This window comes from Chitinophaga alhagiae (genome assembly GCF_003568665.1).
GTDB lineage: Bacteria > Bacteroidota > Bacteroidia > Chitinophagales > Chitinophagaceae > Chitinophaga > Chitinophaga alhagiae.
Map to the genome: position 1 here is coordinate 799,729 of NZ_QXMH01000001.1, position 15,124 is coordinate 814,852.

Consider the following 15,124-nt stretch of genomic DNA (forward strand, 5'->3'; position numbering starts at 1 on the left):
ATGATCTTCATACTTCCTTTTGCTGGTTAACAAACTTTTTACGGGCAGCAAATTAATCGCCGCAAATACTTCCACCAAAAAAAATATCTCCGGAAACAGGACGCTTCTTGCCTGTTCCGGAGATACCAATGCCTGCAATTATTTAAAACAACCCGTACAGCTCGGAGTCAATGCGGGAGATGATCTCACCCAGGTCCTCCTCCTTTTCGGGAAACTTGTTCTTGTCTACGTCTATGATCAGCAGCGGCCCGTCCTTATATTTCTCTATCCACGAATTGTAAAATTCGTTCAGCCGTTTCAGGTAGTCCAGCCGGATGTTTTCCTCATATTCCCTTCCCCGTTTTTGTATCTGCGCCACCAGCGTTGGTACGGAAGCCTGCAGGTAGATCAGCAGGTCCGGCGGTTTCACCATAGACTTCAGCGTTTCAAAAAAGTTGAAGTAGTTGTCGAAGTCCCGCTTCGTCATCAGGCCCATTTCATACAGGTTGGGCGCAAAAATATGAGCATCTTCGTAGATGGTGCGGTCCTGTATCACGGTTTCCTTACCATGCTGGATGTCTACCAGTTGCTTGAGCCTGCTGTGCAGAAAGTACACCTGCAGGTTGAAAGACCAGCGGGGCATGTCGTCGTAAAAATCGCTCAGGTAGGGGTTGTGCTCTACATCCTCAAACTGCGGTGTCCATTTGTAGTGCCGGGCCAGCATTTCGGTGAGCGTGGTTTTTCCTGCGCCTATGTTTCCGGCTATTGCAATGTGCTTGATCTTGTTCTTTGCCATGCAAGGGGGTGTATGAATCAGTAAAAGTTAATACCCATCAGCTTCCGCGCTTCCCGCAAGGTAGCCGCCGCGGATTCGCGCGCTTTTTCAGCGCCCATGCGCATGATGCGGTTCAGGTAAGCAGCGTCATGCTCAATGGCCTCCGCTTTTTCGCGGATGGGCCTGATGAACGCGGCCATATCTTCAGCCAGTTGCTTTTTCATATCGCCGTAGCGGATGCTGCAGTTATTGAAGGCATCCTCAAAATGCCGCACGGTATCTGGCGTGGATACCAGGCGCATAATGGTGAAAAGATTGGCGATATAATCCGGCTTTTCGGAGTTGGGAGCCTGCGGGCCGCTGTCCGTTTTCGCTTTTTTGATCTTGTTGCGAATGGCATCGTCCGTGTCATTGAGGTAAATGGTGGCGTTCTGGTTTTCGCTCTTGCTCATTTTACCGTTGCCATCCAGGCTCATGATACGGATCAGGTCGTCCCCGAAGTTAAAGGGAACAGGTTCGGGGAACAGGTAACCGTAGCGGTTATTGAAACGTTGCGCAAAGTTGCGGCTCATTTCCAGGTGTTGCTCCTGGTCTTTGCCCACAGGCACTTTCAGGCCGCGGTGAATGAGGATGTCTGCAGACATCAGCACCGGGTAGGTCAGCAGGCCTGCATTCACGTTATCCGGGTTCTGGCGCACCTTGTCTTTGAAGGTAGGTACTTTTTCCAGCTCGCCCTTGTAGGCCATCATGTTCAGCATGAGGTACAGCTCTGCTATTTCCGGAATATCACTCTGCACATACAGGATCACTTTTTCCGGGTCAAGCCCGGAAGCGATGTTTTCCGCCAGCACCCTGAACACGTTGCCGCGAAGCGCTTTGGGGTCTGGGTGGGTGGTCAGCGAGTGCCAGTCTGCCACAAAGAAATAACAGTTAAATTCCTCCTGCATGCGGATGTAGTTCCGGATGGCGCCAAAGTAGTTCCCGAGGTGTAAAATGCCGGTAGAGCGGATGCCGCTCACAACGATTTCTTTTTCCTTTCCCATATCGGGGCGCAATTTAAGAAAATTGACCGCCATTTATCCCTAATTTTGCCAAACCGGTCAACATTTATCGGAGATATTAATACTATTTGTTAGATTTAATCGTTAATTTGAACTCATGGAAGTGAATGATGCCCTGATCCGGCAACTGGGAACCCTGGCAAGGCTGGACATTAACCCGGCAGAAAGTGAAGAGATCCGGCAAGACCTGCAACGGATGATCACCTTTGTAGAGAAGCTGGCCGAGCTGGATACCGCCAACGTGAAACCATTGCTGCATATGACGGCAGATACCAATGTACTCAGGAACGATGAAGTACTGCCTGGTATCAGCCGTGAAGAAGGCCTGAAAAACGCGCCTGCCCATACCGGAGAATATTTCAGCGTCCCTAAAGTAATCAAGAAATAAATATGGCCCAGTCTGTTATCCATCTTGAACAAATCCGTAAAAGCTATTTTATCGGGAAGAACGAGCTACCCGTACTGAAAGGCGTTTCGCTCGACATTCTCAAAAACGAGTATGTAGCCCTGATGGGCCCTTCCGGCTCCGGCAAGTCTACCCTCATGAACATACTCGGGGCGCTTGACACGCCTACTTCCGGCAAATACGTGCTGAGCGGGCATGATGTAAGCAGGATGGAAGACAATGAACTGGCCCGTATCCGCAACCAGGAGATCGGCTTTGTATTCCAGCAGTTCAACCTGATGCCCCGCCTGTCTGCCCTTGAGAATGTGGCCGTGCCGCTGATCTACGCGGGCATCGGCAAAAAGGAACGGGAAGACAAGGCCCGCCAGATGCTGGAAAAAGTAGGCCTGGGAGACCGTTACAAACACAAACCCAACGAGCTTTCAGGGGGCCAGTGCCAGCGTGTGGCCATTGCCCGCGCCCTGGTGAACGATCCCTCCCTCATCCTGGCAGACGAACCTACCGGTAACCTGGATACGAAAACCTCCGTGGAGATCATGGAAATTTTCGGCAACATCCACGCCTCCGGCAATACCGTAGTGCTGGTAACGCATGAGGAAGACATTGCCGCCCACGCCCGCCGCATCATCAGGTTAAGAGACGGCCTCATAGAATCAGACAAAATGAATGAGATGGCAGCGGCACACAGCCACTGACGTTCATGCACCATATGGAAGGCGGCAGCATCATCTGCCGCCTTTTTTATTTCTTTACCTTCGCAAAAAAGGCTCCCATGGCAATGAAAATATATACCAAAACCGGTGACAAAGGCAAAACATCGCTCATTGGCGGTACCAAGGTGCCCAAAAGCCACCTGCGCATAGAAACCTACGGTACGGTAGACGAGCTGAACTCATGGCTGGGGCTGGTGAGCGACTATATGGAAGACGCTGCCGTTCGGCAACAGCTCCGGGAAATACAGGACCGCCTCTTCACAGTGGGCGCATCCCTCGCCACAGATCCCGACAAAGACAGCAAAATGAAGATCCCTGACCTCCATGAGGCAGACGTGCAGCTGCTGGAAAATCACATAGACGCCATGAACGCGCTGCTGCCGGAAATGAAGTTCTTTGTGCTCCCCGGCGGCCACAAAGCCGTGTCTCACTGCCACGTGGCCCGCTGCGTATGCCGCCGGGCGGAAAGACTGTGTGTGAACATGCAGGAACAGGATATGTTCATAGAACCGCTGGTAATACAGTACATCAACCGCCTGAGCGATTATCTCTTTGTGCTGGCCCGCTACACCGGCCACGGGCTGCAGGTGGAAGAGATCCCCTGGAGACCCAGGCAGTAACCGGCCAACCCACACAAACACACTGTATACCAAACAGTTACCGCTTCAATCTTCGTTATTCGTAATTGAATGCGTAGCTTTGCAAAAATTTTTCTTATTCATGGATCTTATCAAGGAATTGCGCTGGAGAGGAATGGTGCAGGATATCAAGCCGGGCACGGAGGAACAATTGCAGAAGGAAATGACCACCGCTTACGTGGGTTTTGACCCTACGGCAGACTCCCTCCATGTGGGCAACCTGGTGCCCATTATGCTGCTGGTACACCTGCAAAAGGCCGGGCACAAGCCGCTGGCGCTGGTTGGCGGGGCCACCGGCATGGTGGGAGACCCCTCCTTTAAGGCGGAAGAAAGAAAAATGCTGGACGAAGCCACCCTGCTGCATAACCAACGCTGCATCCATGCGCAGCTGGAACGCTTCCTGGATTTTGACACCGCAAAGCCCAATGCGGCGGAGATGGTGAACAACTACGACTGGTTCAAGAACATCAGCTTTCTCAGTTTTATCCGCGATGTGGGCAAACACATCACGGTAAATTATATGATGGCCAAAGATTCTGTGAAGAAGCGGCTGGAAGGGGATAACGGGATGTCTTTCACGGAGTTTTCCTACCAGATGATCCAGGGGTATGATTTTTACCACTTGTACAATGCCAAAAACTGCAAGATGCAGATGGGCGGCTCTGACCAGTGGGGCAATATTGTGACCGGCACCGAGCTGGTGCGCCGCATTGGCGGAGGAGAGGCCTACGCCTTTACCTGCCCGCTCATTAAAAAAGCAGATGGCACCAAATTCGGCAAGTCCGAAAAAGGAAATATCTGGCTGGACCCGCAAAAAACCAGCCCGTACGAGTTTTACCAGTTCTGGCTCAATGCGGGAGACGAAGACGCGGAGAGCTATATCAAAATATTCACCTTCCTGGATGAGGCCACCATTACCGCACTCGTTACCGAACACCGGCAAGATCCGGGCAAACGCGTGCTGCAGCGGCGCCTGGCCAAAGAAGTGACCAGCTTCATCCATGGTGAGCAGGAATATGAATTTGCCATTACCACCACCCAGATATTGTTCGGCAACGCGTCCGTAGAAGTGCTGAAATCCCTTTCGGAAGAGCAGTTGCTGAAAGTAATGGCCGGCGTGCCGCAGTTTGAAGTGCCGGCGGCAGACCTGGCGGCAGGTAAAGATGTGGTGACCTTTTTGGCGGATGCCGGTGTTTTCTCCAGCAAGGGAGAAGCGCGCAAGACCATCCAGAACGGCGGCGTGAGCATGAACGGCAGCAAGGTAACGGCCATTGACCAGCCGGTGAACCAGGATGCGCTCATCATCGGTAAAAACATCCTGTTCCAGAAAGGGAAGAAAAATTATATTCTCGTAAAAGTGGTGTAAACCAGCGTTTTACGGCAACAGCGGCGTAGCTACTCCGGTACTGCGCCGTTTTTTATTTCCGCCTCTACCGGGTAACCTTTCCGCAACCACACGGAAAGCCCCGCCGTCATCACGAACACGTTCTCAAACCCCATGTTCCTTGCCCGTTTGGCAGCGTAAGGCCCCGCGCCGCAAAGCGCGTCCGAACAATAGAACACGATCAGGGCTTTTCTGTCCGGCCCCAGGTCTTCAGGGCCATAGTCCCCCGGGTCCAGATGCCTGGCTCCCGGGAGGTGGTGGCGGCGGAAGGAGGAAATACTATTATTGTCAATGGCAATGAACCCCGGCTGGCCGAGCTTTTGTTTTACCTCTTCAGGGCTTATCTCCGTAAGCCCGAAGAGCCTGGTAGTGGTGATCCTCATGCTTTTTTATACAAATGTGGACCAGGGTAGTGACAAGGGTATGTCAGCAGGAACGGCGGCGGTAAAAAAAACCTTATTTTCACACTTCTAAACTCTTTATGACCCGCCCATGAAATTGATTCCCTTCATAGGCCTTGCGTTGCTGGCCTTTACGCAGGCAAAAGCCCAACAGAGCGATTCCCTGGCCGATAAAAGACTGGCAGGCATAGACAGCCTGCTTTCCACCCTGCTTGCCGATTGCAAGGCCGCCGGCTTTGCCGTGGCCGTGGTGAAAAAAGACAAGATCGTGTATGCCAAAGGTTTCGGCTACCGCAACTACGCACAAAAGCTGCCGGTAACTCCCAACACCCTCTTCGCCATCGGCTCCAGCACCAAAGCCTTCACCTGTGCGCTGTTGGGGCAACTGGCCCATGAGGGCAAGCTGGAATTGGACAAGCCGGCACTCACCTACCTGCCCGGCTATCATTTTTATAATGAAAAGATGGACGCCAACATCACCATCCGGGATATGATGAGCCACCGCACCGGCCTGCCGCGGCACGACTGGAGCTGGTACGCTTTCAAGACCGGATCGAGAGACAGCCTGATGAAACGGCTGCAGTACCTGGAGCCCAACAGGGGCGTACGCGAATATTGGCAATACAATAACCTGATGTATATGGCGCAGGGGGTGATCGCCGAAAAACTCACCGGCAAGCCGTGGGAAGACAACATACGGGAAAGGATACTAACGCCCCTGGGCATGACCCGTACCAACTTTTCTGTAGAAGACATGCAGCAGGACAAAGATTTTGCCTACGGTTATACTGTTAAAAAAGACAGCGTCATTGAAAAAATGGACTTCCACGACCTGTCCATCATAGGGCCCGCCGGCAGCATCAACAGCAGCGCCAATGAAATAGCGGCGTGGCTGATAACGTGGATCAACGAAGGAAAATATAAAGGGAAAGACGTACTGGCGCCTTCCTACATTGAAGCTGCCGCGGCGCCGCAAATGGTGATCCCGGGAGCCGCATTGCCCAAAAAACACAGCGATATTCACCTGTTGTCTTACGGCCTGGGCTGGTTTGTCAGCTCTTACCGCGGCCACTACGAGGTGGAGCATGGCGGCAATATTGACGGCTTCTCCGCCAGCGTAGCCTTCTACCCGTCTGACGAGCTGGGCATTGTAGTGCTCAGCAACCAGAACGGTTCTTCTGTTCCCGACTACGCCCGCAAACTCATTGCAGACCGCATGCTGCAATTGAAATATGTAGACTGGAACGCTGAAGTAAGAGATAACATTAAAAAGGCCATTGCCAACCGGAAAACTGCCAGCAAAACCAAAAACGCTGACCGCATTAAGGGCACGCGGCCTTCCCACCAGCTTTCAGCCTACGAAGGCAGCTTTTATAACCCCGGCTACGGCACTATTTCAATAACGCAACACAAGAACGCGCTGTACCTGAAAATAGGGCCGAAAGATTCCCTCTACCTCTCCCATTTCCATTATGATGTTTTTGAGGCAAAGGGCATAGATGACAAGGGAGTAGTGGATTCTACCGGTACCGGCCTTCGTTTTACGTTCCGCTACAACGATACCGGCCGCGTGGAAAAGCTGCTGGCCCCGCTGGAATCTTCCCTGAAAAGCCCCATAGAATTTACCTACCAGCCCAAACAGCTGGCCGTTCCCAAAAGCATGCTGGAAAAATATACCGGAGAGTACCTGATGGGTAAAGCCTCCGTTCGCGTATACACCAAGGGCGATGTGCTGTACGTATTTGTGCCGGGCCAACCGGAATACGAGACCTCGCCAACCGGTGAGCATACTTTTACGCTGACAAAGCTGAACGGCTACAAGGTACGTTTCGGGCTGAAAGGGCAGGAAGTGGAAAGCATTACTTTCCTGCAACCCAACGGCACCTTTGAAGCAAAGAAAAAGAAATAAAAAAAAAGGGCTGACCGGGATCACTGGTCAGCCCTTTTGCAGGCAAGGAGGCCTAGTTAAGGCCGTACTTGTATTTATACCGTTCGTACAATTGTTTGTGTTTGTCCTCCAGGCTTACTTCCCGGCCCTGTATGTAAGCGCGGGTGATCACGCTGCTTTTCATATCAAGGATATCTCCCGTGCTCACCACAATATTGGCATCTTTCCCCACTTCCAGCGAACCTGTTTTGTCCGCAATGCCCAGTATTTTAGCGGCATTGAGGGTAACGGCGCTCAACGCTTCTTCCTTGCTCAGGCCATACGCCGCAGCGGTGCCCGCGTTAAAAGGCAGGTTCCGTTGCTGCCAGAAGCCTTCGTTGCTGATGCAGAACAGGATACCGGCCTGCTGCAACTGGGCGGCGGTTTTGTAAGGCTGGTCCACATCATCATCTGCCGTTACGGGCAGGCTGTGTTGTTGCGTGAGCACTACGGGAATATTGCTTTTCTTCAGCACCTCCGGGATGAGCCAGGCGTCTGTACCGCCTACGATCACCACGTCAAAATTAAATTCCTTCGCAATGTCTGCCGCTACGATCATTTCCTTTACCAGGTCACAGTGAATGAAGAGTTTCTGCGAGCGGTCAAACAGGCCTTTCACCGCTTCATACTTGAGGTTGGTAGCGGTATGTTGGGGCTGCTGCAGGTAGCCCTGCGCCGCACGGAAAAAGCGCTTTACTTCTTCAATTTTGGCCATGGCCGCCTTTACCGCGTCTGTGCCCGGGCCGCTGGCCGTTGCGCCAAAAGGGTTGCTCCGGGCCATGAGGCGGGGCATGTTAAAGTGAATGGCGTTATCTGTTTTATACGCCGCGTCTTCCCAGTTCCAGGCATCGAGCTGTACTACGGAAGAGCTGCCGCTGACAAGGCCACCCTGGGGCACGGTATGCGCCAGCAATATACCGTTGGTGCGCAGGGTGCCTATCACTTTGGAATCTGTGTTGTAAGATACGATGGAACGTACGGAGGGGTTGATCTCCCCTACTTCCTGGTAATCGTTGGTGGCGCGTACGCTGGCTACTTCTGTAAGGCCCAGCGTAGTTTCAGGCGCAATCAGGCCGGGGTATACGTGCTGGCCCTGCAGGTCAAGAACCTTTACATCGTCCATCGGAACGGGTACGTTATTGCCCACGGCAATGATCTTGCCGCCGTTGAAGCCAATGGTACCGCCGGTGATCACCTGCCCGTTACCCACGTGAATGGTGGCGTTCTTCAGGTAAATGGGGCCCTGCTGCGGCCGGGCGGGGTATACCGTTTCCTGTGCCTGCAATTGCAGGCTGCAGGCGGTGATACCAAGTATATAGCTACATATTTTGTTCATCTGCGTATAGTTTTGTTTTTTTCAGTTGCCATCTGGCGGTTTACTGGTTAAAGGTTTCAGCGCCGTGCTCGTCCAGGATGTGATGCTGGTGGCCTGCCTGCAGGTCTTCACAATGGTAGATCTCTTCCCTGCTGGGCACCGGCCGCTGCGTAGGCATGCCTTGCTTTTTGTCTCCGAGCATTTTGGCGGTGAGGCGGGCGCGCTCGGCGGCAATGCGGGCACGGAGTTCCAGGTCTTTTTCCTTGTCGAAGTATACAATGCCGTCTACAATGGTCTTTTCCGGTTTGGCATAAATGCTCAGCGGGTGATCGCTCCAGAGCACCAGGTCCGCGTCTTTACCGGTCTTGATGCTGCCGATGCGGTCTGCCACGTGCAATAGCCGCGCGGGGTTGAGGGTCACCATTTTAAGCGCGTCTTCTTCAGACATGCCACCGTACTTCACGCTTTTGGCGGCTTCCTGGTTGAGGCGGCGGGCCATCTCGGCATCGTCTGAATTGATGGCTACGGTAAGGCCCACACGCTGCATGATGGTGGCGTTTTGCGGAATGGCGTCTGCCACTTCCATTTTGTACGCCCACCAGTCTGCAAAGGTAGAAGCGCCAGCGCCGTGCGCCTTCATTTTATCCGCTACTTTGTACCCTTCCAGTATGTGTGTAAAGGTGTTGACCTTGAAACCAAAGCGGTCCGCGGTTTTCATGAGCATGTTGATCTCGCTTTGCACGTAGGAGTGGCAGGTGATAAAACGTTTTTTGTTCAGGATCTCCACCAGCGCGTCCAGCTCCAGGTCTCTCCGTTTATTGGCGCCTGCTTTTTCATAGTCTTTAGCGCGGGTAAAGGCATCCGCCAGCACCTGCTCCACACCCATGCGGGTTTGCGGGAAACGGGTACGCTGGCGTTCTCCCCAGTTGGACTGTTTCACGTTCTCTCCCAGCGCAAATTTGATGAAACCGTCCCAGTGCTGGAACTTCAATTGCTCGGCATTGGCGCCCCAGCGCAGCTTGATCAGCTGGCTCTGGCCGCCGATGGTGTTGGCCGAGCCATGCAGCAGGTGGGAAGAGGTAACGCCGCCGCTCAACTGGCGGTAGATGTTCACATCATCCGGGTTTACCACATCCGCAGTGCGTACTTCCGAAGTAACGGACTGCGTGCCTTCGTTCACCCCGCGGGAAATGGCGATGTGGGAATGCTCATCCAGTATGCCGGGTGTAAGATGTTTGCCGGTACCGTCTACCACCCGGGCATTGCCGGCAGAAAGGCCTTTGCCGATCTGCGCTATTTTGCCGTTGCGCACCAGCACGTCCGTACCTTCCAGCTTGCCCTCCTTCTCATTGGTCCACACCGTAGCGTTGCGGATCAGGATGTCTTCCTGCTTGGGGAGCGTTTCATATCCATACCCCACAAACGGGTAATATATTTTGCCCAGTTCCTGTGAGGCTTTCTTTTTAGCGGTATCCGCCTTTGGCGTAAATCCTTTGGTCTGCAGTGCCGTCCAGTTGCCGTAGGTGCCCTTTTCGTCCTGCCCGGAACCATTCCAGGTATTGTCAGGGCCAATCGCGCCGCTCAACCGCAGCTGCTGCTGGCCGTCTTTTGTTTTATTGATGATGAGTTTTACCAGTTGTCCATCTATTTCAATTTTACCGGCTATGCTGTCTTTGTTCACCAGGCTGGGGGCAGCAGGCGTTCCCTTGATCTCCACCGGGTAGGTGGTGTTGTTGAACGTGATGTTGTAGGAGCCGCGCGGGTCTTTCCAGCCGTCTTCCTTCACCGCATACCTGATGCCCTGCACCCAGTTCTGGTGAATGGTGGTGTTTTCTGCGAAAACGGGGCCGGAGGTGATGAGGAAGTTGGCCAGCTTGCCGGCGTCCAGGCTTCCTATTTTATCATATGCCTTGATGAGCGTGGCCGGTGCTTTGGTAAGGGCTTCCAGCGCTTTTTGTTCGGACAGGCCGTATGCTATGGCCTTGCGCACATTACCGAGAAAGGTTTTCACGTCTTTCAGGTCTGTGGCAGACAGGCAGAAGGGGATGCCGGCTTTTTCAAAAGCCCCGGCGGCAGTGGGCGCAAGCTCCCAGTGCTTCATGTCAGCCAGGGACACAAAACGGGCGTCATTAGGATCTTCCACGTCCATAGCCTGGGGGTAGTTAAGCGGCAGAATGAAAACAGCTTTGGTGGCGGCCATTTCCGGCAGGCGCTGGTACTCGTTGCCGCCGGCCTTGATCACGTACTGCACGCCAAACTCGTCTCCTACTTTATCCGCGCGCAGCGCGTTCCATTTATCATTAGCCTCAAATACCTGCACCAGCGGCTGGTTGTCGTTCCAGGCCTGCAGGCTGAGGTTAAGCCCTTCCTTGGCGGGTGAAGACCTGTACCATTGCGCGTCCAGGTACTGCTGGCGGAGCAGGGCAATGGTGCCCATCAGGGAGGAGGGATAGTCTTGCGAAGAAGATCCTTTGTCAAAAGAATAGTGTGCAGATACCCTGGGCAGCAGCACGGTCTTGTTTTCTCTTTCCGCCGCCAGGCTTACCAGGGCGCCGGTGCCCCGGGCAATACCATCGTTCTGGTGGGTGAGCACAGCGCCAAACCCTTGTTCCCGCAGGCTTTTGGCTTTTGTTTCATCTGCATTGAACAATTGTACGGCATTCACTTCGCTTTTTATGGCCTGGTTCCAGCCGTAAGCGCCTTTGGTATTGGAGAGGAACTGCGGGCCGGTGCTGCTGCCGAAGCCGCCGCGCCGCTGCACGGCCGGCATACCGTAGTCGCTGTACGCATCTACAAAGGAGGGGTAGATGAATTTGCCCTTGCAGTCTATCACCACTGCATCTTTCGGAATGGTCACGGCCGCTCCCACTGCGGCAATTTTGCCGTCCCGGATCACGAGGGTGGCATTGCTGAGGGTGGTTTGCGCGTCTTTCACAATGGTGGCATGGGTAAAGGCGTAACAATCATTTTTCGGGTCTGCCACCCCGTTTACCGGCCAGGTTTCCTGCGCCCGGGCGCTGAAGCCCGCCACCAGCAGGCCAATGGCAGCCAATACAGCGCGGCGCGCATACGTTAGCCGGGAGAGGTAGCATTGCGGCCTCTGTTGTAACAAATCTGGTTTCATGTTCGATTTACTTTTAGAAATTAGTTGATGGCTGATAATCATACCACCGGTACAGGTTTAGATTAAATTATGTCCGGCATCAGGTCACAATACAGCTACAAGTGTTAAATTTAACAAATGATTGACCGCTTATCGCCTATTTTAGTATAAATTTTACAAGCGGTATAAAAGTTGCGGGAAACCAGTTAATCAGATCGTTTATGAAAAAGAACACAGGCTTTATGATGGTACTTTTCCTGCTGGCGGCATTGGCAGGGCAGGCCCAGGAAACGGCCCGGGTCAAAAAAGAAAGATGGGACGCTGCTTCCAAGGCAGACAAGCTATCAGACAAGCTGTACCGTGAACTGAACCTCACCAAAGAGCAGAACCAGCAAATACATGCCATTAATGACGATATTGCCCGCCGCCGCGACGACGCCCGCAGAGATACCACGCTAAGCGTACGGCGTAAAATGCAGCTCCGCCAGCAACTGGATGCGGAGCGCAGCAACCGGTTCAAGACCGTGCTCACGCCGGCACAGTATAAAAGGTGGAACGACTGGCAACTACAAAAGAAAGAACAACTGGAGGCCAAAATGGACCGCAAGCAGGACAAAAAACTGGCCCGTAAAGCCAACCGCTGATGGAGCATTTTGCGCAACAGGCATACCAGATATTCCTGCAAGGCGTGGCCGCCGTGCAGCCAAAGCAGTTCATGCGCAACTGCCTCCCCGCCGCGCTTGTTCAGGAGGCCACCCGTATTTTTGTGCTGGGAGCCGGCAAAGCCGCTACCACTATGGCGCAGGAAACCGAATCTTTATTAGGCAGCAAGATCACGCAAGGCCTGATAGTGACCAATGATCCCGCCGCCGCTCCCCTTTCCCGCATACAGACCATTACAGGCCGCCATCCCGTACCTGACGAGAACAGTCTTATTGCCGGCACCGCCATGCTTGAAATGGCCGGCGCCATGCAGTCCGGGGACCTGGTGCTGTTCCTGCTTTCCGGCGGCGCCTCTTCCCTGCTGGCCGATGTGCCGGAAGGCGTTGCCATGGAGGAATTGCAGCAATTGTTCAATACCCTGCTTAAAAGCGGTGCAGACATCCGGGAAATGAATACCGTGCGCAAGCACCTCTCCGCTATCAAAGGCGGCCAGCTGGCCCGCCGGCTGCATCCCGCCCGTATTTACACCATCATTCTGTCTGACGTGCCCGGCAACGACCCCGCCGTGATAGGCTCCGGGCCTACCGTGGCAGACCCGTCTACCTTTACGGAAGCCTGGGCCGTGCTGGAAAAATACCGGCTCGTGGATACATTGCCGGCCGGCATCCGCCATCACCTGGAGCAGGGCCTCACCGGCGCAGTGGCGGAAACGCCCAAGCCGGGCAGCATACCGCATGCGCAGTATTGCATAGCGGCCAGCAACAGCATAGCCCTGGCGGCAGCTAAAGAAAAAGCCGCGCAGCTGGGGTATCATACCACGGTGTTAACAGACACGGCCACCGGTGAGGCCCGTGAACTGGCGCTGCGCCTGGCCCGGCAGGCACTGGCGTATGAAGGCCCTTTCCCCGCATGCCTGCTGGCCGGGGGAGAAAGCACCGTGCAGGTAAGCGGCACCGGTAAAGGCGGCAGAAACCAGGAACTGGCCCTGGCAGCGGGCCTGGTGATAAAAGACGCGCCCTACATTACCTTCCTGGCCGCCGGCACAGACGGCATAGACGGGCCTACAGACGCCGCCGGTGCGGTCATCAACGCGCATCTGCTGCAAGGCGCGCCCGATCCCCTGCCCTTTTTGCATAACAACGACGCTTATCATTTTTTTGAAAAAACCGGCTCCCTGCTTAAAACCGGCCATACCCACACCAATGTAATGGACATGGTGGTGATCCTGTTGCAGCAACCGCCGGCTTTCCGGTAACGCCCGGCATGGAGATGCCAAACGGGGGAGCATGCTGCAACACACCTGGCATTCCATTGATACCCACTCTGTACGCCTGCCGCCCGGGGCTGCATGGAGATGCCGAACGGGAACAGCATGCCGGGGCACACCTGCTGGTGCGCATATGGCCGGTACCATCCATAGCTGTGCCGCCAACGCCCATACCGCTCCGGCACCACCTCACTACCCCACCCGTTTTTCATGATATAATGGATATTTCTCCCAGATTATTTGCATATCTCACTTTTGATTCTATTTTTGGGAAACTAAAAAACATTCAGAGTTATGTTGAGAATGGAACAGACCTGGCGATGGTTCGGTCCCAAAGACCCTGTAAGCCTTTCAGATATCCGCCAGGCGGGCGCCACGGGCATCGTTACCGCATTGCATCACGTTCCCAATGGCGTTGTATGGAGCAAGGAAGATATCATGCAGCGCAAACAGGAAATAGAAGCGGCAGGCCTCACCTGGTCTGTTGTTGAAAGTGTTCCCGTACATGAGGACATTAAAACGCAAACCGGCCGGTTCAAAGAATATATCAAAAATTACCAGCAGAGCCTGCGTAACCTGGCCGCCTGCGGCGTGTATACGGTAACGTATAATTTCATGCCCGTGCTGGACTGGACGCGTACAGACCTTGCCTACACGGTAGAAGACGGCTCCAAGGCCCTGCGTTTCGACAAGGCGCAGTTCATGGCCTTTGACCTGTTCCTGCTGCAAAGGCCCGGCGCGGAAAACGACTACCCGGAAGAAGAAATATCCCGCGCCAAAGAACAGTTTGACAGCATGACGGACGAAGAAAAGGCCTTGCTGCAACGCAACATCATAGCCGGTTTGCCCGGCTCTGAAGAGAGCTTTACGCTGGAGCAGTTCCAGGCTGCGCTAGATAAGTATAAAGACGTGGACGCCATCAAGCTCAAACTGCATCTCTTTTATTTCCTGCAACAGATCGTGCCGGTAGCGGAAGAAGTGGGCATTAAACTGGCCATTCACCCGGACGATCCTCCGTATCCCATCCTGGGCCTGCCCCGTGTAGTAAGCACCGAGCAGGATGCGCGCGAGCTGCTGGCCACGGCGCCTTCGCCGGCCAACGGGCTTTGTTTCTGCACAGGCTCTTACGGCGTGAGAGACGACAATGACCTGCCCGGTATGGTGGAGCGCCTGGGAGACCACATCCACTTCATCCACCTCCGCTCCACCAAACGTGATGCGCTGGGCAACTTCTATGAAGCCAACCACCTGGAAGGAGATGTGGACATGTATAGCGTGGTGAAAAACATCCTGGCCGTGATGCAAAAAAGGAATGTATCTATTCCCATGCGGCCTGATCATGGCCACCAGATGCTGGATGACCTTCACAAAAAGACCAACCCGGGTTACAGCGGCATTGGCCGCCTGCGCGGGCTGGCAGAACTGCGCGGCCTTGAAATGGGCATAGCAGGAAAGAACTAGCATATAAACGGCTGGGGCTGGCCATTGCAGG

General features: G+C 54.1%; 13 protein-coding genes. 8 read left to right on the plus strand and 5 right to left on the minus strand.

Features of this window, described 5'->3' with window-relative positions; translation table 11 throughout:
* Positions 1–142 precede the first annotated feature (142 nt).
* Positions 143–775: a deoxynucleoside kinase gene (locus D3A97_RS03120; RefSeq protein WP_119076545.1), complete on the minus strand. Its 633-nt coding sequence runs from the start codon at positions 773–775 to the stop codon at positions 143–145.
* Positions 776–792: 17 nt separating this feature from the next.
* Positions 793–1,797: a tryptophan--tRNA ligase gene (gene trpS / locus D3A97_RS03125; RefSeq protein ID WP_119076547.1), complete on the minus strand. Its 1,005-nt coding sequence runs from the start codon at positions 1,795–1,797 to the stop codon at positions 793–795.
* A gap of 115 nt (positions 1,798–1,912) precedes the next feature.
* Here trpS and gatC point away from each other — a divergent pair, with 115 nt between their 5' ends.
* The 4 genes from gatC to tyrS all read left to right on the plus strand — a co-directional run bounded on the left by gatC (position 1,913) and on the right by tyrS (position 4,938).
* The gene (gene gatC / locus D3A97_RS03130) at positions 1,913–2,203 is read left to right on the plus strand and encodes an Asp-tRNA(Asn)/Glu-tRNA(Gln) amidotransferase subunit GatC (RefSeq protein WP_119076549.1); all 291 of its coding nucleotides are present in this window, start codon (positions 1,913–1,915) and stop codon (positions 2,201–2,203) included.
* A gap of 2 nt (positions 2,204–2,205) precedes the next feature.
* Positions 2,206–2,916: an ABC transporter ATP-binding protein gene (locus D3A97_RS03135; protein ID WP_119076551.1), complete on the plus strand. Its 711-nt coding sequence runs from the start codon at positions 2,206–2,208 to the stop codon at positions 2,914–2,916.
* Between the two features lie 77 nt (positions 2,917–2,993).
* Positions 2,994–3,554, plus strand: coding sequence for a cob(I)yrinic acid a,c-diamide adenosyltransferase (locus D3A97_RS03140; RefSeq protein WP_198673845.1), 561 nt, complete (start codon positions 2,994–2,996; stop codon positions 3,552–3,554).
* 100 nt (positions 3,555–3,654) lie between these two features.
* Positions 3,655–4,938, plus strand: a complete 1,284-nt coding sequence (gene tyrS, locus D3A97_RS03145) for a tyrosine--tRNA ligase (protein WP_119076553.1) — start codon at positions 3,655–3,657, stop codon at positions 4,936–4,938.
* Positions 4,939–4,967: 29 nt separating this feature from the next.
* On the opposite strand, the gene D3A97_RS03150 is transcribed toward tyrS, so the two are convergent.
* Positions 4,968–5,339 carry a rhodanese-like domain-containing protein gene (locus D3A97_RS03150; RefSeq protein ID WP_119076555.1) on the minus strand — a complete coding sequence of 124 codons (372 nt, stop codon included), beginning with the start codon at positions 5,337–5,339 and terminating at the stop codon, positions 4,968–4,970.
* Between the two features lie 109 nt (positions 5,340–5,448).
* Between D3A97_RS03150 and D3A97_RS03155 the strand changes: the two genes are divergently transcribed.
* Positions 5,449–7,266 (plus strand): serine hydrolase, encoded by a 1,818-nt coding sequence (locus D3A97_RS03155; RefSeq protein ID WP_119076557.1) that lies wholly within the window; start codon positions 5,449–5,451, stop codon positions 7,264–7,266.
* A 52-nt stretch (positions 7,267–7,318) separates the two neighbouring features.
* Here the strand turns inward: D3A97_RS03155 and D3A97_RS03160 are convergent, their stop codons facing one another.
* Both D3A97_RS03160 and D3A97_RS03165 read right to left on the minus strand, forming a co-directional pair.
* The gene (locus tag D3A97_RS03160; protein ID WP_119076559.1) at positions 7,319–8,620 is read right to left on the minus strand and encodes an amidohydrolase family protein; all 1,302 of its coding nucleotides are present in this window, start codon (positions 8,618–8,620) and stop codon (positions 7,319–7,321) included.
* Positions 8,621–8,660: 40 nt separating this feature from the next.
* Positions 8,661–11,723 carry an amidohydrolase family protein gene (locus D3A97_RS03165; protein WP_119076561.1) on the minus strand — a complete coding sequence of 1,021 codons (3,063 nt, stop codon included), beginning with the start codon at positions 11,721–11,723 and terminating at the stop codon, positions 8,661–8,663.
* Positions 11,724–11,923: 200 nt separating this feature from the next.
* Between D3A97_RS03165 and D3A97_RS03170 the strand changes: the two genes are divergently transcribed.
* The 3 genes from D3A97_RS03170 to uxuA all read left to right on the plus strand — a co-directional run bounded on the left by D3A97_RS03170 (position 11,924) and on the right by uxuA (position 15,093).
* Positions 11,924–12,346, plus strand: a complete 423-nt coding sequence (locus D3A97_RS03170; RefSeq protein ID WP_119076563.1) for a DUF4890 domain-containing protein — start codon at positions 11,924–11,926, stop codon at positions 12,344–12,346.
* Entirely contained in the window at positions 12,346–13,620 is a 1,275-nt protein-coding gene (locus tag D3A97_RS03175) for a glycerate kinase type-2 family protein (RefSeq protein WP_119076565.1), read from the plus strand. Before D3A97_RS03170 ends, D3A97_RS03175 begins: the two co-directional genes overlap by 1 nt.
* Positions 13,621–13,926: 306 nt before the next feature.
* Positions 13,927–15,093: a mannonate dehydratase gene (gene uxuA / locus D3A97_RS03180; RefSeq protein ID WP_119076567.1), complete on the plus strand. Its 1,167-nt coding sequence runs from the start codon at positions 13,927–13,929 to the stop codon at positions 15,091–15,093.
* Positions 15,094–15,124 lie beyond the last annotated feature (31 nt).

Bases quoted from the DNA above. Each gene is read 5' to 3' on its own strand.
- D3A97_RS03120 (WP_119076545.1), bottom strand. From the start codon at position 775: ATGGCAAAGAACAAGATCAAGCACATTGCAATAGCCGGAAACATAGGC.
- trpS (WP_119076547.1), bottom strand. From the start codon at position 1,797: ATGGGAAAGGAAAAAGAAATCGTTGTGAGCGGCATCCGCTCTACCGGC.
- gatC (WP_119076549.1), top strand. From the start codon at position 1,913: ATGGAAGTGAATGATGCCCTGATCCGGCAACTGGGAACCCTGGCAAGG.
- D3A97_RS03135 (WP_119076551.1), top strand. From the start codon at position 2,206: ATGGCCCAGTCTGTTATCCATCTTGAACAAATCCGTAAAAGCTATTTT.
- D3A97_RS03140 (WP_198673845.1), top strand. From the start codon at position 2,994: ATGGCAATGAAAATATATACCAAAACCGGTGACAAAGGCAAAACATCG.
- tyrS (WP_119076553.1), top strand. From the start codon at position 3,655: ATGGATCTTATCAAGGAATTGCGCTGGAGAGGAATGGTGCAGGATATC.
- D3A97_RS03150 (WP_119076555.1), bottom strand. From the start codon at position 5,339: ATGAGGATCACCACTACCAGGCTCTTCGGGCTTACGGAGATAAGCCCT.
- D3A97_RS03155 (WP_119076557.1), top strand. From the start codon at position 5,449: ATGAAATTGATTCCCTTCATAGGCCTTGCGTTGCTGGCCTTTACGCAG.
- D3A97_RS03160 (WP_119076559.1), bottom strand. From the start codon at position 8,620: ATGAACAAAATATGTAGCTATATACTTGGTATCACCGCCTGCAGCCTG.
- D3A97_RS03165 (WP_119076561.1), bottom strand. From the start codon at position 11,723: ATGAAACCAGATTTGTTACAACAGAGGCCGCAATGCTACCTCTCCCGG.
- D3A97_RS03170 (WP_119076563.1), top strand. From the start codon at position 11,924: ATGAAAAAGAACACAGGCTTTATGATGGTACTTTTCCTGCTGGCGGCA.
- D3A97_RS03175 (WP_119076565.1), top strand. From the start codon at position 12,346: ATGGAGCATTTTGCGCAACAGGCATACCAGATATTCCTGCAAGGCGTG.
- uxuA (WP_119076567.1), top strand. From the start codon at position 13,927: ATGTTGAGAATGGAACAGACCTGGCGATGGTTCGGTCCCAAAGACCCT.